This window comes from Bradyrhizobium sp. NBAIM01 (assembly GCF_020194115.1).
Classification (GTDB): Bacteria; Pseudomonadota; Alphaproteobacteria; order Rhizobiales; family Xanthobacteraceae; genus Bradyrhizobium; species Bradyrhizobium yuanmingense.
The window spans coordinates 716,127-735,172 of the sequence record NZ_JADYVU010000001.1 but is presented as its reverse complement, the minus strand read 5'-3'; the positions used below and the strand labels follow the sequence as shown (position 1 = coordinate 735,172).

At 65.1% G+C, this 19,046-nt stretch carries 11 protein-coding genes; 2 read left to right on the top strand and 9 right to left on the bottom strand.

Features of this window, described 5'->3' with window-relative positions; genetic code table 11:
* Genes treZ through I6F31_RS03340 form a run of 5 tightly spaced genes read right to left on the bottom strand, consistent with a single transcriptional unit; the run spans window position 1 to window position 11,213 of the window.
* Complete coding sequence (treZ, locus tag I6F31_RS03360; protein ID WP_225184686.1) at window positions 1-1,752, bottom strand: malto-oligosyltrehalose trehalohydrolase; 1,752 nt, start codon at window positions 1,750-1,752, stop codon at window positions 1-3.
* The gene (glgX, locus tag I6F31_RS03355) at window positions 1,749-3,827 is read right to left on the bottom strand and encodes a glycogen debranching protein GlgX (RefSeq protein WP_036027307.1); all 2,079 of its coding nucleotides are present in this window, start codon (window positions 3,825-3,827) and stop codon (window positions 1,749-1,751) included. The genes treZ and glgX overlap by 4 nt, the downstream gene beginning before the upstream one ends.
* Window positions 3,828-3,830: 3 nt before the next feature.
* Window positions 3,831-5,969: a 1,4-alpha-glucan branching protein GlgB gene (gene glgB, locus I6F31_RS03350; RefSeq protein WP_225184685.1), complete on the bottom strand. Its 2,139-nt coding sequence runs from the start codon at window positions 5,967-5,969 to the stop codon at window positions 3,831-3,833.
* Entirely contained in the window at window positions 5,962-9,255 is a 3,294-nt protein-coding gene (gene treS / locus I6F31_RS03345; protein ID WP_225184684.1) for a maltose alpha-D-glucosyltransferase, read from the bottom strand. The genes glgB and treS overlap by 8 nt, the downstream gene beginning before the upstream one ends.
* Before the next feature lie 11 nt (window positions 9,256-9,266).
* Window positions 9,267-11,213 carry a maltotransferase domain-containing protein gene (locus tag I6F31_RS03340; protein WP_225184683.1) on the bottom strand — a complete coding sequence of 649 codons (1,947 nt, stop codon included), beginning with the start codon at window positions 11,211-11,213 and terminating at the stop codon, window positions 9,267-9,269.
* 204 nt (window positions 11,214-11,417) lie between these two features.
* Here I6F31_RS03340 and malQ point away from each other — a divergent pair, with 204 nt between their 5' ends.
* Both malQ and I6F31_RS03330 read left to right on the top strand, forming a co-directional pair.
* The gene (malQ, locus tag I6F31_RS03335; RefSeq protein ID WP_225184682.1) at window positions 11,418-13,379 is read left to right on the top strand and encodes a 4-alpha-glucanotransferase; all 1,962 of its coding nucleotides are present in this window, start codon (window positions 11,418-11,420) and stop codon (window positions 13,377-13,379) included.
* Window positions 13,380-13,409: 30 nt separating this feature from the next.
* Window positions 13,410-15,212 carry a glycoside hydrolase family 15 protein gene (locus I6F31_RS03330; RefSeq protein ID WP_225184681.1) on the top strand — a complete coding sequence of 601 codons (1,803 nt, stop codon included), beginning with the start codon at window positions 13,410-13,412 and terminating at the stop codon, window positions 15,210-15,212.
* Between the two features lie 210 nt (window positions 15,213-15,422).
* On the opposite strand, the gene I6F31_RS03325 is transcribed toward I6F31_RS03330, so the two are convergent.
* The 4 genes from I6F31_RS03325 to zwf are packed head-to-tail and all read right to left on the bottom strand — an operon-like array spanning window position 15,423 to window position 19,021.
* The gene (locus I6F31_RS03325; RefSeq protein WP_109144762.1) at window positions 15,423-16,235 is read right to left on the bottom strand and encodes an HAD family hydrolase; all 813 of its coding nucleotides are present in this window, start codon (window positions 16,233-16,235) and stop codon (window positions 15,423-15,425) included.
* Window positions 16,232-16,774 carry a gluconokinase gene (locus I6F31_RS03320; protein WP_225184680.1) on the bottom strand — a complete coding sequence of 181 codons (543 nt, stop codon included), beginning with the start codon at window positions 16,772-16,774 and terminating at the stop codon, window positions 16,232-16,234. The genes I6F31_RS03325 and I6F31_RS03320 overlap by 4 nt, the downstream gene beginning before the upstream one ends.
* Entirely contained in the window at window positions 16,761-17,510 is a 750-nt protein-coding gene (pgl, locus tag I6F31_RS03315; RefSeq protein WP_225184679.1) for a 6-phosphogluconolactonase, read from the bottom strand. The genes I6F31_RS03320 and pgl overlap by 14 nt, the downstream gene beginning before the upstream one ends.
* Window positions 17,510-19,021: a glucose-6-phosphate dehydrogenase gene (zwf, locus tag I6F31_RS03310; protein WP_225184678.1), complete on the bottom strand. Its 1,512-nt coding sequence runs from the start codon at window positions 19,019-19,021 to the stop codon at window positions 17,510-17,512. Before zwf ends, pgl begins: the two co-directional genes overlap by 1 nt.
* Between the last annotated feature and the right edge of the window lie 25 nt (window positions 19,022-19,046).

The window sequence follows — 19,046 nt, the reverse complement described above, 5'->3', positions numbered from 1 at the left end:
CTAACCTCCGAGGCGCCAAACCACCGACCAGGGCGTGAGCCGCTCGCCGGCGCCGCCGCCCCAGATCGGCGTGCCCGCGCTGACGCTGGAGGTGATCTCATGATCCGACAGGTTGGCGACAAGACGCAACGTGGTGCCGTCGCCCATGCGCCAATGTGCGGTGACGAGGCCGTTGTCGGCCGCCTCGGCATCACCGAAGCTTGCGCCCTTCAGCCGCGGCACGATCTGCTTGCGACGGACGCCGAGCAACTCCCGCACCAGCGCGAGCCGCGCTTCCTGTTGCGGCGTGCGGCCGGTCCAGTCGAGCACGGCCGATTGCAGCGTTGCCGGATCGAGCGGGTCGGGCACCTCGTCGCCGTATTTCTCGTAAGCCCAGGCATATTCGCGCTTGCGTCCCTTGCGCACGGCATCGGCGAGGCCGCCCTGGAAATCGCAGAAGAACGGGAAGGGGACCGTCGAGCCCCATTCCTCGCCCTGAAACAGCATCGGCACCATCGGCGCGAGCAGGGTGACCGCGAGCGCGGCCTCGATCTGCTGTGGCGATGCCAGGCTTTCCAGCCGCTCGCCCAGCGGGCGATTGCCGATCTGGTCGTGGTTCTGCAGGAAATTGACGAAGGTCGCCGGCGGCAGCTGTCCGCTCGGCTCGCCGCGCGGCTTCTTGCCCCAGAATTCCGAGATCTCGCCCTGATAGACGAAGCCGGAGGCGAGCGCGCGTGCCAGATCCATGCGCGGCGTCTGGTAATCGCCATAGTAGCCGGCATGCTCGCCGGTCAGCATCACGTGCCAGACGTGATGATAGTCATCGTTCCACTGCCCGCGATATTTGCCGTTCGGCGGATCCTGCGCGGCATCGAGCAGGCTGGCGCGGTTGTCGCCGTTCTCCAGCACGAGATGGATGTGACGTCCCGTGGCCTTGGCGAGCTCGCCGGTGGCAACGCTGAGGTCCTGCAGCATGGACTGCTCGCCCGGGACAGCCATGATGTGGTTGGCGGCGTCGAGCCTGAGGCCGTCGAAGCGGTAGTCACCGAGCCAGGACAGCGCGTTCTCCACGGCGAAGGCTCGCACCTGCGGCACGCGATAATCGATCGCGCTGCCCCACGGCGTGTGCGCATCGGTGAAGAAGGTCGGCGCGTAACGGCCGAGATAGTTTCCTTCCGGGCCGAAATGATTGTAGACGACGTCGAGGAACACCATCAGCCCGCGCAGATGCGCCTCGTCGATCAGCGTCTTCAGGTCTTCGGGCCGGCCATAGGCGCTGTCCGGCGCGTACCACAGCACGCCGTCATAGCCCCAGCCGCGGCGGCCTGCGAAATCGGCGAGCGGCATCAATTCCAGCGCATTGATGCCGGTCGCGGCGAGGTGATCGAGCTTGTCGATCATGGCGCGATAGCTGCCTTCGGACGTGAAGGTGCCGACATGGGTTTCGATCAGCACCGTCTCTTCCCAGGGACGGCCGCGCCAATCGCGCGCGCGCCAGACGAAGGCATCGTGATCGATCACCTCGCTCGGGCCGAACACGTCGTCGGGCTGGAAGGCCGAAGCGGGATCCGGCACGTCGATGTCGTCGTCGATCCTGAACTTGTACTTGCTGCTAGATGACAAGCCGGCGATCTCGGCGACGAACCAGCCATCCTGCCGGCGCTGCATCGCGTGCCTGCGGTCGAGCAGGAGATCGACGCGGCGCGCGGCCGGCGCCCACAGCCGGAACGACACGCCGTCCTTGGTCGGCCTCGCCCCGAAGGATGGCCTCATAGCGCGCCTGCGAAGGCGAGCACGGAGCGTGGCGGCGCCTTGCTGTCGCTCCCGGGCAGGAAGTCGATCGTATTCAGCTTGGCATCGGTCGTGTTCAGCAGCTGCTGCCAGCTCTTGTATTCGGTCATTTTGGGCAATTTGAATGCGATCTCTTCGGGAGCGGCGTTCAGTACGATAAAGATCGCAGCGCCGCCCGGTTCCATCGGGCCCATCACATACGAGAGAAACCGCCCATCCGGGAATGTCCAGTCACTCTCCGTCATCTCGTTGCCGGCGGGCGTCAGCCACAATGCGCCGTAGGAGACGCCGTCCTTGGGGCGGCCGTCGAGCCAGCGATGGCTGCGCAACTGTGAGAAACGGCGGCGGATGTCGGCGAGCTGGGCGACGAAGTCGATCATGTCGTCGCCGTCCTTGCCGAGATTGTCCCAGCCGACCCAGCCGACCTCGTTGTCCTGGCAATAGGCGTTGTTGTTGCCGGATTGCGAGTTGCCGACCTCGTCGCCGGCGAGGATCAGCGGAACGCCCTGGGCCAGCATCAGGCAGGCCAGCACGTTCTTGCGCAGCTGGCGGCGCAGGCTGATGATGCCAGGATCGTCGGTCGGGCCCTCGACGCCGCAATTGTTGCTGTGATTGTCGTTGGAGCCGTCGCGATTGTCCTCGCCGTTGGCCTCGTTGTGCTTCTCGTTGTAGCTGAAGAGGTCGGCGAGCGTGAAGCCGTCGTGGACGGTGATGTGGTTGATGCTGGCGCGCGGCCGCCGTCCGTCGTGATTGAACAAGTCGGAGGACGCGGTCATGCGGCTGGAGATGTCGCCGATCAGGCTACCTTCACCGCTCCAGTAGCGGCGCATGGCGCTGCGATAGCGGTCGTTCCATTCTGACCATTGCGAGGGAAAGGCTCCGACCTGGTAGCCGCCGAGGCCGAGGTCCCACGGCTCGGCGACGAGCTTGACCGTCGCCAGCACCGGGTCCTGCCGTACCGCGGTCAGGAACGAGCTGCCGCGATCGAAACCGTTCGGCCCGCGCGCCAGCGTGGTGGCGAGGTCGAAGCGGAAGCCGTCGACATGGCAGACCTCGACCCAGTAGCGCAGGGAATCCATCACCATCTGCAGCACGCGGGGATGGGCGAGGTTCACCGACGAGCCGCATCCGGTGAAGTCGTCGTAATAGCGCGGGTTCTCGCGGTTCAGCCAATAATAGGAGGCGTTGTCGATGCCGCGATAGCACAGCGTCGGACCGAGATGATTTCCCTCGGCGGTGTGGTTGTAGACGACGTCGAGCATCACCTCGATGCCGGCATCGTGCAGCCGCGCCACCGTGGTGCGGAAGGAATCGAGTGCGTTGTCCTGGGCGTAGCGTGGCTCGGGCGCAAAGAACGACAGCGTGTTGTAGCCCCAGTAATTGGCGAGCTTCTTTTCCACCAGGATGCGGTCGTCGACGAAGCTGTGCACCGGCAACAGCTCGACCGTGGTGACGCCGAGCTTCTTGAGGTGCTCGATCATCGCGGGCGATGACAGGCCGCCATAGGTGCCGCGCAGATTCGGCGGAACGTCCTCGCGCTTCTGCGTCAGGCCCTTGACGTGGGCCTCGTAGATGATCGTGTCTTCCCAGGGAATATTCGGCCGGATCTCGCGGCGGCCCCAGTTGAAGGTCTCGTCGACCACGACGGCCTTGGGCATGCCGCGCGCATTGTCGCGCCGGTCGAAGGACAGGTCCTCGCGCGGGCTTCCGGTGCGGTAGGCGAAATGCGCATCGCTCCAGACCAGGCGCCCGGCAAGCCGCTTGGCGTATGGGTCGAGCAGCAGCTTGTTGGCGTTGAAGCGATGGCCGTGCTCGGGCTCGTAGGGGCCGTGCACGCGAAAGCCGTAGAGCTGGCCCGGCGCGACGTCGTTGAGATAGCCGTGCCAGACATCCTCCGTCTTCTCGGGCAGCTCGATGCGCTCGAGCTCGCGGCGGCCTTGGGTGTCGAACAGGCAGAGCTCGACCTTCTGCGCGTTGGCGGAGAACAGCGCGAAATTGGTACCGCGTCCGTCCCAGCTTGCGCCGAGCCGTGCGGGCGATCCGGCAGTCAGGCGCATCGATCAGCTTTCCGGAACGAGAAAGATCGCAGCCAGCGGCGGAATAGTGAGGCGCAGCTCGCCGCCCTCGGCATGGACCTCGCCGACATTGCCGACATTGCTGCCGCCGTAATGGGCGGAATCGGAGTTGAGAACTTCCTTCCACTTGCCGCCGAAGGGCACGCGAACGCGATAGTTCTGGTAGACGTTAGGCGAGAAGTTGACGATGACGAGACACCGCGCGTGCTCGTCGAATCCCTTGCGCAGCCAGGCGAAGACGTTGCGGTTGGCATCATCGGTGATCAGCCATTCGAAGCCGGCCTGCTCGCAATCCATCTGGTGCAGCGCCGGAACCGCGCGATAGAGCCGGTTGAGGTCGCGGATCAAGGCCTGGACGCCGGAATGGACCTTGTATTCGAGCAGATGCCAGTCGAGCGACTGGTCGTGATTCCATTCGCGGCTCTGCGCGATCTCGGCGCCCATGAACAAGAGCTTCTTGCCGGGGTGGCCGAACATGAAGCTGTAATAGGCGCGCAAATTGGCAAAGCGCTGCCACTCGTCGCCGGGCATGCGGCCGAGGATCGAGCGCTTGCCGTGCACGACCTCATCATGCGACAGCGGCAGGATGAAGTTCTCCGAGAACGCATAGTGCAGGCCGAACAGGATCTCGCCGTGGTGATGCTTGCGGTGGATCGGATCCTTGCTGATGTAGTTCAGCGTGTCGTGCATCCAGCCCATGTTCCACTTGTAGCCGAAGCCGAGCCCGCCGAACTCGACCGGGCGCGAGACTTGGGGCCAGGCGGTGGACTCCTCGGCGGCGGTGGTCGCCTGCGGGAAGCGGGCGAACACTTCCGTGTTGAAGCGGCGCAGGAAGTTGATCGCCTCGATGTTCTCCCGCCCGCCATATTGGTTCGGGATCCAGGCGTCGGGCGGCCGGCTGTAGTCGAGATAGAGCATGGACGCGACCGCATCGACGCGCAGGCCGTCGATGGCGTAACGCTCCATCCAGAACAGCGCATTCGACACCAGGAAGTTCGTCACTTCGGTGCGGCCGTAATTGTAGATCAGCGTGCCCCAGTCGAGGTGGCGGCCCTGCAGCGGGTTGGCGTGCTCATAGAGCGCGGTGCCGTCGAAATGGCCGAGCCCGTGCGGATCGTCGGGGAAGTGGCCCGGCACCCAGTCGAGCAGCACCCCGATGCCTTCGCGGTGGCAGGCATCGATCAGCGCCGCAAAATCCTCGGGGCCGCCGAAACGGCTGGTTGGCGCATAGAGGCCGGTCGGCTGATAGCCCCAGGAGCCATCGAACGGATGCTCGTTCACCGGCAGGAATTCGAGATGGGTGAAGCCCATGTCGCGGGCATAGGCCGGCAGCTGCTCGGCCAGCTCGCGATAGGTCAGCCATTCATTGTTGTCCTTGCGCCGCCACGAGCCGAGATGCACCTCGTAGATCGACATCGGCGCCGACAATGCGTTGATGCCTTCAGGCGCCGGGCGCGGCCGCGGCAGGCGCGCCTCGTCGAACACGATCGAGGCCGTTTTCGGCCGCAGCTCGCTGGCAAATGCCATCGGATCGGATTTCAGCGGCAGCAGATGACCATGCGGTCCGACGATTTCGAACTTGTAGTGATCGCCGGCCTTCGCATGCGGGATGAACAATTCCCAATAGCCGTTGCCGCGCACCCGCATCGGATGGCGTCGCCCGTCCCAGTAGTTGAAGTCGCCGACCACGGAGACGCGCCGCGCGTTCGGCGCGAGCACCACGAAGCCGATGCCGGCGACGCCCTCGAGCCGCATCGGATGCGCGCCGAGCTTGTCGTAGAGGCGCTGATGGGTGCCTTCGCCGAGCAAATAGAGGTCGAAATCGGTCAGGATCGGCGGAAAACGGTAGGCATCCTCGAACTCGACCACGTCGTTGCCGAACTTCGCGCGCAGCTGGTAGTGCTTCGAGCCGTTGGGCAGGGCGCCGATGAACAGGCCGGAATCGTGGACGCGATCGAGCGGCGCGACCTCGCCGTGGTCGCCGACCGCCTCGACGTTGGTGGCTTCGGGCAGAAACGCGCGGACAACGCTCTTTCCGCCCTCGGGATGCAGCCCGAGATAGTGGAAGGGGTCGGAGTGGCGGCCTTCGATGATCGCGTAGGCTTCTGCAGGCAGTTTAGGCATTGGCTTCGCTCTCGGCACTTGACAGAATGCGAAGCAGTCCGGTCAGCGGCGCATGGAGTCCCTCAGGCCGGCGGGACAGCTCGTACTCTACGTCGTGGAACGCTCGATCCAGGAGGAAAAATCTCAACAGGCCTTCCGCGCAGGACCGATCGTCCGGCCACAGCCTCCGATCGGTCATGGCTTCGCGGTAGGCGGACAGGAAGGTCGCGGTGGCGCGCTCGCGCCATTCGTCGAGGGCGGCCGCGAGCCGGTCCTGCTCGTCGGAAGCACCCGTGAGCGCGCGGCTCAGCGCCACGTTTACAGAAAGGTCGATGGAATGGATCAGGCCGGCGACGTCGCGCGCGGCCGGCGCCTTGCGGCGCTTGTTGGCCAGCGGCACACGCGGATCGCCGTCGAAGTCGATGATGAAGATATCGTCCTTCACGATCAGAGTTTGCCCGAGCCGGAAGTCGCCATGATGACGGATGTTCAACCCGCCGATCTCGGATGGCAAGAGCGCATTGAGGCGGTCGAACAGGTCCGCGCGTGCAGCGATGAGCCGGTCGATCAGGGGCCGGTCCATCTCCCGCAGCCCGTCGCGGCTGTCGGCAAGCAGCTCGAGAATCCGCTCGGCACGCGCCTTGAGGTCGGAGAGCGCAGCCTTGATCTGGGCGGAGTCGATCGGCTCCGGGGCGAGATCGGCGGGCTCTGCCGCGGTGAGAGCGACATGCAGCTCGGCGAGCCGCCGGCCGATCTGCGCGATGAAATGCAGATAGGGCGCCTGCTCCTGGGTTTCGCGCGGCATCTCATCGGCGGGCGCCACGCGCTGCTCGTCGATATAGCGGTCGAGATATCCGGTCGTCACGGTCCAGCCGTCGCCCTGGTTCTCGACATAGGCATGCAGCACGCCAAGCGCGCTGCGCTGGTTGCCGTCGACCAGCTCGACGCTGCCGAGCAGTGCCGGCGTGTTGGCAAAGCGGGCGACCTCGGTGAGATAGTAGCCGATCTCGATCTCGGGGCTGATGCCGCTCTCCAGCCGCCGATAGATCTTGGCAACGTACTTGTTGTCGACCAGCGCGGTGCTGTTCGACTGTTCGATGGCGCGGATGCGTTCGGGCTCCTTGATGGTGTAGTCGGCGAAACGGCTGGTCGCTTTGAACTCGAGCCGCAGATTGTTCTCGTCCACGACCAGGTTTTGCGACAGCCCTCGTAAGAACAGACCGATGAAGATCTGCTCGGTCGCGACGTCGAGGAGCGTGCCTTCGCGTGCGCCCTGGCGGACGGCGGCGAGCGCCTTCGGGTTGAAGCGCTCGCGGTCGAAACGCACCCATTCGATCTGCATGGGCATCACGTACCGCGTCGTCACCTCGTCCCGCGTCGTCTCGAAGAACGCGATCCAGGGTCTGTTGTCGCCGATGTCGCTGAACGGTACCGCGGAGGTCAGCGTGGTCCGGATGTGCTTGGGATTGTTCTCGGGATACCAGCGCGTCCGTGACAGGAAGCCCGGCAGCACGTCGCGCTCGAACACGCCGCGCTCGCGGGCGAGCGAGACCCAGTTCGAGTTCACCGGCACGACCAGCGTCTCGAATTCCGGCACCGCGCGCGGCACCACCGGCTCGGACTTGTCGCGCTCCTGCAGCTGGAACCAGTAGAAGCCGTAGGGCCCCAGCGTGATCATGTAGGGCAATTCGCCGATCGCGGGAAAGCGTGTGCGGCCGAGCATCTCCTGCGGGATGCGGTCCTTCCACGGCGACAGGTCGAGCTCGGTGGCCTGCGCGGCGCGCGACAGATTGGCGACGCAGAGGATCACCTCGTCGCGGTATTGGCGGACATAGGCGAGCACGGCGCGGTTGGCCGGGCGGATGAAGGTCATGGTGCCGCGGCCGAAGGCGAGCGTCGACTTCCGCACCGAGATCAGCCGCTTGGTGGCGCTGAGCAGCGAGGACAGGCTGCGCGACTGCGCCTCCACGTTGACGGATTCATAGCCGTAAACGGGATCCATGATCAGCGGCGCGTAGAGGCGGGCGGGGTCGCAGCGCGAGAAGCCGCCGTTGCGGTCCGGGCTCCACTGCATCGGCGTGCGGACGCCGTTGCGGTCGCCGAGATAGATGTTGTCGCCCATCCCGATCTCGTCGCCGTAATAGATGATCGGCGTGCCCGGGAACGACAGCAGCAGCGAGTTCATCAACTCGATCTTGCGGCGGTCGTTGTCCATCAGCGGCGCAAGGCGCCGGCGGATGCCGACATTGATGCGCGCGCGGGGATCGTTGGCGTAGGTGGTCCAGAGATAGTCGCGCTCGACGTCGGTGACCATCTCCAGCGTCAGCTCGTCGTGATTGCGCAGGAACAGCGCCCATTGGCAGCTCGCCGGGATATCCGGCGTCTGGCGCAGGATGTCGGTGATCGGGAAGCGGTCTTCCTGGGCGATCGCCATGTAGATGCGCGGCATCAGCGGGAAGTGATAGGCCATGTGGCACTCGTCGCCACGGCCGAAATATTCCTGCACGTCCTCCGGCCATTGATTGGCCTCGGCCAGCAGCAGCTTGCCCTTGGAATACGCGTCCAGCTCCTGGCGCAGGCGCTTGATGATCGCATGCGTCTCGGGCAGGTTTTCGTTCGAGGTGCCCTCGCGCTCGCACAGATAGGGAATCGCATCTAACCGGAAGCCATCGACGCCGGCATCGAGCCAGCGCTTCATCACCTGGATGATGGCGCTGACCACGCGCGGATTGTCGAAATTGAGATCGGGCTGGTGCGAGAAGAAGCGGTGCCAGTAGAACGCGCCGGCCTCCGGATCCCAGGTCCAGTTCGACTTCTCAGTGTCGGTGAAGATGATCCGCGTGCCCTGGTACTTCTGGTCCGTGTCGCTCCAGACATACCAGTTGCGCGCGCTCGAGCCCGGATGGCTGCGGCGCGCGCGCTTGAACCATTTGTGCTGGTCCGAGGTGTGGTTGACGACGAGCTCGGTGATGACGCGCAAGCCGCGCTTCTGCGCTTCCTGGATGAAGCGCTTGAAATCCTTCATCGTCCCGAAATCGGGATTGACAGCGCCGTAATCGGCGATGTCGTAGCCGTCGTCGCGGCCGGGCGACGGGTAGAACGGCAGCAGCCACAGCGCGGTGACGCCGAGCTCCTGCAGATAGGGCAGTCGCTCGGTTAGCCCGGCGAAGTCGCCGACGCCGTCATTGTTGCTGTCGGCGAAGGCTTTGACGTGGAGCTGGTAGATGATGGCGTCCTTGTACCAGAGCTCATCCACGACCTCGGCAGCCTCAGCCTTCTTGGTATCGACGGAAGACAGAACATTCATGGCGTGACCCCTTACGCCAGGCAGCGGAACAGAAGTGCCGGATCGCGGTCGGGATCGATACGCAACTTGATGCCGCCCCATTCGATGCGGGACTGTTCGCCGGTGAGGAGGTTTTCGAGTGTCGTCACATGGTGACGCCGTCCGCCGGCGTCAACTGTGAGATCGCCGAGCGGCAGCCAGCACTCACGCACGTGGCGCGACAGCGCGATCACGACGACGACAATGCTGGCCGGATCGGCCGCCTCCTTGGCGAAGGCGATCGTCTCGCCGTCCTCGATGGCGAGAAAGCGCAAATTCGCGGTCTGCTGGAGCGCCGCGTTCTCGTTGCGGATGCGGTTGAGCGCGGCGATGTAGGGTTTGATGTTGCCCGATCTGTCCCAGTCGCGCTGCCTGATCTGGTACTTCTCGGAATCCAGATATTCTTCGCGGCCGGGAATGGAGTCGTGCTCCAGCAGCTCGAATCCGCTGTAGATGCCGTAATTGCCCGAGAGCGTTGCAGCCAGTGCGATCCGCGACTTGAAGGCCCAGGCCTCTCCGCTCTGCAGGTGAAAGGGCAACAGGTCAGGTGTGTTGACGAACATGTTCGGACGATAGAAATCGCGTTCGGGATAGCGCGTCAGCTCGCCGAGATATTGCTCCAGCTCCCATTTTTCCGTGCGCCAGGGGAAATAGGTGAAGGACTGCGCGAAGCCGAGCTTGGCGAGGCCCTTCATCAGCTTTGGCCGTGCATAGGTCTTGGAGAACAGGATCACGTCGGGATGACGGCGGCTTATGTCGCGGATCAGCCACTCCCAGAACGCGAGCGGCGCGGTGTCGTGATTGTCGATGGCGAAGATGGTTACACCCTTGTCGATCCAGAACAGCATGGCGTCGCGAAACGCATTCCACAGCCCGACGCGATCGACCGAATTGAAGTCGGGGATAACGATGTCGGAATAGGGGCCGTCCGCCGTCTTCACCGAGCGGTCGGGCCGCCATTTGAACCATTCCGGATGCTGCATCAGCCAGGGATGATCCGGCGAGCACTGCACCGCGAAGTCCAGCGCAAGCTCGAGCCCATATTCAAGACATGTGGCGACCAACGCGCGGAAGTCCTCGATCGTGCCGAGCTCCGGATGCAGCGCATCGTGGCCGCCCTCGGCCGAGCCGATCGCATAGGGCGAGCCGGGATCACCTTCACGGGCCACCGGCGCATTGTTGCGGCCCTTGCGGCTGGTCTTGCCGATCGGGTGGATCGGCGTGAAGTAGAGCACGTCAAAGCCCATCGCGGCGATGTCAGGCACGCGCGCGATGCAGTCGCGCAGGGTGCCATGCCGGCCCGGCAATGCGCTCTGGCTGCGCGGCATCATCTGATACCAGGTGCTGAAGCGCGCCTTGTCGCGGTCGGCGGTCAGCGGGAAGAATGGCGAACGCGTCAGGTCCGGCCGCGACTGGCTCTCGGCCATGGCTTCGCCGAGCTCGGTCGCGAGCAGCGAGGTGATGTCGCCGTTCCTCAGGTAATCTTCGCACTGCCTGATGATGATAGCTGCGGCGTCCTGCCGCGCGCCATGCGCCTTGGTCAGAAGGCCGGCGCCCTCGATCGCATCGAGGCTGACATCGGCCCCGGTGCGCCGCTTTCGCGCGGCGGCGTGCGACCATGTAGCGAACTCGTCGGTCCAGGCTTCGATCGCGTAGACATATTGGCCGGGCTCGGGGGGCGTGAACGCGCCGGACCAGCGGTCATTGCCGTGATGGGTCATCGGCTCGCTCCGCCATTCGCGCTCCTGCTCTCCTCGCCAGATCAGCGCGGCTGAGATCACTGCCTCGCCATCGCGGTAGATGTCGGCCCAGACCTCGACCGGCTCGCCCGCGATCCGCTTCACGGCGAAACGGCCGCCGTCGATCGCGGGATAGACGTCCTCGATCAGGAAAGCGCTGCCGGCCGCGGCACTCTCGACAGTTTGAATTGTCTTGTTCACGGTGATGCCATTGACAAGAAAGCAGGAGCCCGTTTCCCTTGTCGGGAACCCACGCTTGGTACCATGATAGAAAGCCGCTTGTGTGTCATTGGTTCCCTTGGGAACGGCAAGCGCAGTTTGCGAGTTACCCCTGACTAACCTCTTCCGCGATCTCGTTATTCTCGATGCCCCTGGCCAAACAATGGCCTGCAAGCTGCGTGCCGAATGGATCTTTTAGCTCAAGCCCGGATCAAGGGCGTTCAATCCGAATTCATCGATGCCCTCGGCAAGCTGCGGGTCACCGCGCCCGAGGCCCTCAAATCCATCCTCGATGCCCTGCCGGAGAAGCGGGTCTATCGCTTCGTCAGCGGGCCGGTCGTGGTCCGTGCGCTCGGACGCCCGCGCACGGAATTGGCGTCGGTTGGCGCGCCGCCGCTGCGATGGAAAATCGCCGGCAACGGCAATGTGATCGCGGCAGGAGAGACGCGGGAGCCCGTGATCGCCTGGCCCGCGGGCCTGGCGCTCGGGTATCACCGCCTGACGCTGACCGATGCCGAAGGTGCGAGCGAAGACGTGCCGATGATCGTGGCGCCCGAGCGCTGTTTCGGCGGCGATTTCGACCGCGGCTGGCTGCTCGCCGTGCAGCTCTACAGCGTCCGCTCCGACCGCAATTGGGGCATCGGTGATTTCACCGATCTCGCGGGCCTGGTCCGGCTCGCCAAGCAGCTCGGTGCCGACGGCGTCGGGCTCAATCCGCTGCATGTCCTGTTCGACGATCACCCGGCCGATTGCAGCCCCTATTCGCCGAACAGCCGGCTTTTCCTCAACCCGCTCTATATCGACGTCGAGGCTATCCCTGAATTCTCGGCCGACCTCGTGCCCGACGCGGCCGCAACCGCCGCCCGTCTGCGCGAGGGCGACCGCGTCCCTTATACCGACTTGGCGGCGCTGAAATGGCTGGGCCTGCGCGCCGCCTTTAACAGCTTCGTGACAAGCGCGAGCGAGGCGCGTCGCAAGGCGTTTGACGCCTTCCGTGCGGAGCGCGCGCCGCTGTTGTCCCGCTTTGCCTGCTTCGAGGTGCTGCGGCATCGTTTCACCGGACCCTGGTGGGGATGGCCGGCGGAATGGCAGCAGCCGGACGAGGCGAAATGCGCCGAGCTGCGCAATGGCGCGGAGAGGCGCGAGGTCGAGTTCGTCGAATTCGTGCAATGGACGGCCGACAGCCAGCTGCATGCGGCCAAGGAGCTGGCCAGCCAGCTCGGTATGCGGGTCGGGCTCTATCTCGACGTCGCCGTCGGCGTGCAGTCCAACGGCTTCGATGCCTGGAACGAGCAGACGGCGATCTCGCGTCATCTCGCGGTCGGCGCGCCGCCCGACGTGCTCAACACGATCGGCCAGGATTGGGGCCTTGCCGGCTTCAATGCCGGTGGGCTGGAAGCGCAATCCTTCGTCCCGTTCGCCGACATGCTCGCGGCGTCGATGCGCCATGCCGGCGCCATCAGGCTCGATCACGTGCTCGGCCTGAAACGGCTCTATCTCGTGCCGCGCGGCTTCAAGCCCGACAACGGCGCCTATGTGCAGATGCCGTTCGAGGCGCTATTGGCCGCCGTAGCGCGCGAGAGCGCGACCCATGAATGCATCGTGATCGGCGAGGATCTCGGCACCGTGCCGGAAGGTTTCCGCGAGATGATGCAGGATTTCGGCATCTGGTCCTATCTCGTCATGATGTTCGAGCGCGACGATGCCGGCCATTTCCGCAATGTCGACCATTACCGGCCCAATGCGCTGGTGACGCTGAACACCCATGACCTGTCGACCTATGCCGGCTGGCGCTCCTTCAGCGATCTCAGGATGAAGCGATCGCTCGGGCTCGATCCCGGCGAGAACGACCAGGCGCGCTGGGATGCGCTCGGCAGGCTCGACGAGATCCTGCGCCAGAACGGCATCAGCGCCAACGATCTCTACTCTGTGCTGGCCTTCCTGTCGCGCACGCCGTCTCGGCTGCTCGCGGTGTCGATGGAGGATCTGCTCGGCGTGATCGACCAGCCCAACATTCCCGGCACGATCGACGAGCATCCGAACTGGCGCCAGCGCCTGCCGGTCGCGCTCGACAAGATCGCGTCCAAGATCGATCTCGCAGCTTTGAAGGCTGCGACACGGGAACGTTCATTGCCCGGCGGGAATTGAGCCGCCGGGACTTGCCAGGCTCGCACGACATTGGCTCAGAGGATCGAGGACTATGCGCTGATCGGCGATTGCGAGACCGCGGCGCTGGTCGGGCGCAACGGCTCGATCGACTGGCTGTGCTGGCCCGCCTTCGATTCCGACGCCTGCTTTGCCGCCATCCTCGGCACCCACAAGAATGGCCGCTGGCTGATCGCGCCGAACGAGGGCGCAACCTCCATCTCGCGGCGCTATCTCGGCAACACCCTCATCCTCGAAACGCGGTTCGAGACGAAAAGCGGCACCGTCGCGCTGATCGATTTCATGCCGCTGCGCGGCAAGGCGTCCGACATCGTGCGGCTGGTCCGCGGCATCCGTGGCACCGTGAAGATGCGGATGGAGCTCGTCATCCGCTTCGGCTTCGGCGCGGATATTCCCTGGGTGCGGCGGATCGACCATTCCTTGATGGCCATCGCCGGCCAGGACATGACGGTGCTGCGCACTCCGGTCGAGACCCGCGGCGAGGATCTGACCACCGTCTCGGATTTCGAGGTGAAGGAAGGCGAGACCGTGCCATTCGTGCTGACTTACGGTCCCTCGCATCTCGCCCCGCCTGCGCCGATCGATGCGGAGCTGGCGCTTCAGGAGACCGAAAAATTCTGGGAGGACTGGTGCGGCCATTGCACCCGTGACGGCGACTATCAGGAGCTGGTCCTGCGCTCGCTGATCACGCTGAAGGCGCTGACCTTCGCGCCGACCGGCGGCATCGTCGCGGCACCCACCACCTCCTTGCCGGAGAAGCTCGGAGGCAGCAGGAACTGGGACTATCGCTTCTGCTGGCTGCGCGATGCCACCTTCACGCTGCTGGCGCTGATGAACTCGGGCTACACCGAGGAAGCCCTGGCCTGGCACAATTGGCTGCTGCGCGCCGCGGCCGGCTCCCCTTCGAACATGCAGATCATGTACGGCATCTGGGGCCAGCGGCGCCTCCTGGAATGGGAGGCGGGCTGGCTCGGCGGCTACGAGGGGGCGCAGCCGGTGCGCGTCGGCAATGCCGCCCACGCGCAGCTCCAGCTCGATGTTTACGGCGAATTGATCGACGCCTTCCACCAGTCGCGCATCGCGAGGCTCAAGCTCGACGACGAGACGACCTGGGCGCTGGAATGCGCCGTGCTCAATCATCTGGCCGAAGTCTGGGACCGGCCCGACCACGGCATCTGGGAGCGGCGCGGCCAGCCCAAGCACTACGTCTTCTCCAAGGTGATGACCTGGGTCGCCTTCGACCGCGGCATCAAGAGCGCCGAGACCTTCGGCTTCAAGGCGCCGCTGCTGCACTGGCGTGCGCTACGCGAAGCCATCCATCGCGATGTCTGCAACAGGGGATTCGATGCGGAGGAAAATGCGTTCGTCGAGTCCTACGGCTCGAAGATGCTCGACGCCAGCGTGCTGCTGCTGCCCGCCGTCGGCTTCCTGCCGGCGGACGACCCGCGCATCCGCGGCACCATCGCGGCGGCCGAAAAATGCCTGATGCGCGACGGCTTCGTGCTGCGGCACGACCCGCGCGAGCTGCCCCCGGACCAGCCGCCGCTCGAAGGCGCCTTCCTGGCCTGTACCCTATGGCTCGCCGATGCCCATGTGCTGTCGGGCGATCTCGACAAGGCGCAAGTTCTGCTTGACCGCGTGGTCGGCATCGCCAACGACGTCGGGCTACTGGCCGAAGAATACGATTCCGTGGCCCGCCGCCAGACCGGCAATTTCCCGCAGGCGCTGACCCACATCGCGCTGATCAACACGGCGCACAATTTGTCGGCGGCAAGGCAGGGCAGCGAGAAGCCGGTGGTGCAGCGGTCGAAGTAGTACGAAGCGCCGTCAGGCGCTTTTGCCTCCACGAGCACGGTGCGCTCCCTCTCCCGCTTGCGGGAGAGGGTTGGGGTGAGGGTGTCTCCGCAATGGGAATAGCCCCCTAGAGGAGAAAGCCCTCACCCGCGCCTTCGGCGCGACCTCTCCCGCAAGCGGGAGAGGTTGCACCGAACCCGTGGCAATCGATTCAATCTAAGCCATTCCGCTTTAGCCCACCCCATTCCGCGTCAAGATCATCTCCATCGCCTCGGCAAAGCCGTCCTGCTCGTTGGTCGCAGTGACGTGCGTCGCCTCGTCCTTGACGTTGTCGGCGGCGTTGCCCATGGCGATCGAGGTGCCGCTGACGCGGAACATGGCGAGGTCGTTCTGCATGTCGCCGATGGTGGCGACCGCGTCGGTGGAGATGCCGAGGCGCTTGGCCATCGCTTGCACGAACGTGCCTTTGTTGAAGCCCGGCGGGGTGATGTCGAGATAATAGGTCTGCGAGCGCACCGCGGTCGCCGCGCTGCCGAGGGCTTCCTGCATCACCTTCTCGCACGCCTCGAGCCGGGCGGCGTCGGCGCTGGCGCCGACGATCTTGCAGGCGCTGGCAAGGTAGGGCGAGAAGTCAGTCACGATCGTCGGATCGGAACGGATCGTGTGCCGCTCGTGCGCGACGTAGCTGCCGCTGGGATTGTCGATCAGCCATTTGTCGGTGGTGAACAGCCAGACGTCGGCGCCGTAATCGCGGAGGATCTGCAAGGTGCGCTCGGCCGCGCGCGCTGGAATCAGGTGCTGCTCGACCGGCCGCATCTCGGGATCGACGATCGAGGAGCCGTTGAACGGGCCGACCGGCAGCCACAGCGCCAGCGGCTCGATCAAGAAGCGCATGCCGATCGCCGGACGGCTGGAGGTGATGGTGAAACCGATGCCAGCCTGGTGCAGCCGCTGCACAGCGTTCTTCGCGCGCTCCGTTAGCGTTTTGTCCTTGGTCAGCAGCGTGCCGTCGACGTCGGAGACCACGAGTGAGATTTGGGTCATGGCAGAACCTTGGGTGTTGCGCCGCCCAGATTGAGCTGCCGCACGATGCCGTCTACGATCGCCTCGACGGTCTCGTCGATCGAGACGGTGATGACGTGCTCGCCCGGCTCCGGAGGCTCCAGCGTCTCGAACTGGCTGGCGAGCAGTCCGGGCGGCATGAAGTGCCCTTTGCGCTGCGCGAGCCGTTCGGCGATCAGCTCCTTGGTGCCCTTCAGGAACACGAAGCGGACGTCATCGCGTCCGCGCAGCAGCACGTCTCGATAGGCGTGCTTCAGCGCCGAGCAGGCGATGATGACGTGCTCGCCGCGGCCGCAGACCCGCGCGATTTCGTCGGCGATGGCATTCAGCCAGGGCCAGCGGTCTTCGTCGGTGAGGGGATGTCCGGCCCGCATCTTCTCGACATTGCTGGCGGGATGGAAGCTGTCGCCGTCCTCGAACCGCCAGCCGAGGCGCTCGCCGAGCGCCTTCGCGACCGTGCTCTTGCCCGAGCCCGACACGCCCATCACGATCAATGCACAGGGTGCTTCAGCGCGGCCCACGAATGTTCTCCGGAAGCGCGGCCTTGTCGACCAGCCAGACGGTCTCGCCGTTCGAGCGCGCGCGCAAGGCCGGCAGATTCTCGCCATTGCAGAGGCGCGTCAAGATCGGCCGCTTGTCGTGCCCGGCAATCTCGAACAGCATCTCGCGGCAGGAGGCCAAAGCGGGCAGGGTGAGCGAGACCCGCGGCACGAACGGCGCAACGTTCGCCTTGGGAACGCCGACGACCCAGCGTCGGGTCTCCTCGATCTCGGGGTAACCGGGAAACAGCGAGGCGGTGTGGCCGTCCGGTCCTGCGCCCATCAGGACGAGATCGAACAGCGGACGTGCGGGATCGAGCTGGTCTCCGCCATAGAAGGCCTGCAGCTCACGCGCGTAGGCTTCCGCAGCGGCATCGGGATTGTCGGCTGTGGTCGGGATCGGGTGAATATGGCCGGCGGGCGCGTGGCGATCGAGAAAGGTCGCGCGGGCGACCGCCATGTTGTTGAGGGGATCGCTGTCGGGCACGAAACGCTCGTCGCCGATGAACCAGTGCACGCGCTCCCACGGAATCCTGCCGCGCCAGGCCTCGCTGCCGAGCAACTGATACAGCGTCCTCGGGCTGGAGCCGCCGGTGAGGCAGATTGCAATCCGGCCGGCATTGGCGGCGATCCGCGCCAGCACGCGTTCGGCCGCGGCGCGGGCGAGAGCTTCGGCATCGGCCTCGACGATCAGCTTCGGCTGCTCGGCCTGAGCCATCACGAGAACTTCCGCCAGCTTCGCCCGTCGCGCCGGAGCAGCTCGTCGGCGCAGGCAGGGCCGTCGCTGCCGGCTTCATAGGTTTCGATGCCGTTGCTGCCCGCGCTCTTCCAGGCGTCCAGGAACGGCTGCACGGCCTGCCAGCCGGCCTCGATGCCGTCGGCGCGCTGGAACAGGATGTTGTCGCCGATCATGCAGTCGTAGATCAGCGTCTCATAGCCGGTCGAGGGATCGGCGCGGAAATAGTCGCCATAGCGGAACTTCATCTCGACGCCGTCGATGGTGATGCTCGGCCCCGGGATCTTGGCGTTGAACTGCAGCTCGATGGTCTCAGTCGGCGCGATGCCGATGGTGAGGAAGTTCTGCGACAGCCGGTCGACGTCCGTCCCTGAGAACATCGACAGCGGCGCCTGCTTGAACTTGATCGCGACTTCGGTGCGCTTGTGGCCGAGCGCCTTGCCGGTGCGCAAGTAGAACGGCACGCCGGCCCAGCGCCAATTGTCGATCATCAGCTTGAGCGCGACAAAGGTCTCGGTGGTGCTGTCGGGCTTGACGTCCGCGGTCTTGCGATAGTCCGTGATCTCGTCGTCGCCGCTGCGGCCCGCGAGATATTGCGCGCGCACCGAATTCTTCAGTGCGTCCTCCCGGCTGGGCAGCTGGATCGATGTCAGCACGTCCGCCTTCTCGGAGCGTACGGAATGTGCGTCGAAGCGGGCGGGAGGCTCCATCGCGACCAGCGACATCAGCTGGAACAGGTGGTTCGGCACCATGTCGCGCAGCGCGCCGGTGGCATCATAGAAGCCGCCGCGGTGGCCGACCCCGAGCTTCTCTTGCACGGTGATCTGGATGTGGTCGATGTGGTTGCGATTCCAGATGGGCTCGAACATGCCGTTGGCAAAGCGCAGCACCAGGATGTTCTGCACCGTTTCCTTGCCGAGATAATGATCAATCCGGTAGATCTGGTGCTCGTCCATGATCTTCAAGAGTTCGGCATTCAGCGCGCGGGCCGAGGCCAGATCGGTGCCGAACGGCTTTTCGATCACGAGCCGCCGCCAGGCGCCGTTCTCCCTCATCATGCCGGTGCGGCCGAGCTCCCGCGCGGTCGGCGCGAACGCGGCCGGCGGCGTTGCCAGATAGAACAGCCGGTTGCCGCCGGTGTCCTGCGCGCATTCCAGCGAATCCAGATGCTGGCGCAGGCGGTCGAAGGAGGGCGGATCCTTTGCGTCGGCCTCGACGAACGTCACGCATTCCAAAAGCCTCGTCGCGATGTCGTCGTCCACCGGGCGCGTCGCGAATTGCCGCAAGCCCTTCAGCAGGCTGTCGCGCAGCTCCTCATCCGACTGGCCCCTGCGGGCGACGCCGACGACGCAGAATTTCTCCGGCAGAAGATGCTCGGCGGCCAGGTTGTAGAGCGAGGGCATCACCAGGCGATGGGTGAGATCGCCGGTGACGCCGAAGATGACGAAGGCGCAATTTTCCGGCTTGCGCTTTGGCTGCGGGTCTTTTGTCACGAATGGTCGGCCTTCGCTTGGTTTA